The 1,022-nt window shown below is 49.1% G+C and carries 1 protein-coding gene; it reads left to right on the top strand.

Going from position 1 to position 1,022, the window contains the following annotated elements; genetic code table 11:
- A partial coding sequence (locus KIV40_RS28315) for an HlyD family secretion protein (protein ID WP_285352538.1) occupies nt 1-946 on the top strand: 946 nt, incomplete at its 5' end.
- Nucleotides 947-1,022: the final 76 nt, after the last annotated feature.

The following is a 1,022-nucleotide window of genomic DNA, read 5'->3' as shown; positions in this document are numbered from 1 at the left end:
GACCACTCCGATCGTTTCTGGCGTGAGAGGTAAGGTCATCGAGGTGCCGGTTGAACCGAACAAACCTCTGCGTAAAGGTGACATCCTATTTAAGATCGACCCTATCCCATTTGAAGCAGAAGTCGCTAAGCTAGAAGCGCAAGTTAAAGAGGCAAGCCAATGTGCTTTAGGCCTTGAATCTCAAGTAGCTGAAGCAGAAGCGGCGAAGATTAAAGCGATTGCCGAGCGAGATAAGGCACAACGTGAATTCTCTCGATACCAACGCGGCTTCGATAGCGGTGCATTCACCGAGCAGCAACTGGATACTCGTCGCCAAGCTTACAAAGCGGCAGAAGCTGCATTGAAAGTAGCAGAAGCAAGCCAAGAACAGGCTCAAATCGCCCTCAACTCAGAGATCGGTGGCGAGAATACCGCTGTGGCAGGATTATTGGCTGACTTACGTAAAGCTCAGTTCGATCTTGACCAAACGGTGGTTCGTGCCCCAACAGACGGCTATGTTACTCAACTTGCCCTTCGACCTGGTGTTATGGCCGTTCCGCTGCCACTCGCACCAGTCATGACCTTTGTACACACAGAAGAGCAATACTATACTGCTGCGTTCCGTCAGAACTCACTACAGCGCCTGCAACCTGGATATGAAGCAGAATTTCTCTTCCGAGCTCTTCCGGGGAAAGTCTTCAAAGGCCGTATTGAAGAGGTCCTTCCAGCGATTGGTGAGAGCCAAATCCAAGCTCGTGGTGCACTCCTTGGTACTGAAGCACTCAAAACAAGTGGTCGCGTGTTCGCTAAGCTAACGATTACGGATGATCTCTCTGAATACCACCTTCCTATGGGTACCGCCGTTGAAGTAGCCGTTTATTCAGAAAGCTTCACCCATGTATCTGTAATGCGTAAAGTGCTAATACGAATGAAGAGCTGGCAGAACTACCTATACCTCGATCACTAATCGAGAAAATAGGTTCTCTGTTGCTACAGGACCAATAGCAAAAGCCAGACAAGCGTCTGGCTTTTTTAGTCATTTG

It is taken from the genome of Vibrio sp. D173a (assembly GCF_030248475.1).
The sequence above is the reverse complement of the archived record's forward strand: the minus strand, read 5'-3'. Positions and strand labels throughout refer to the sequence as shown.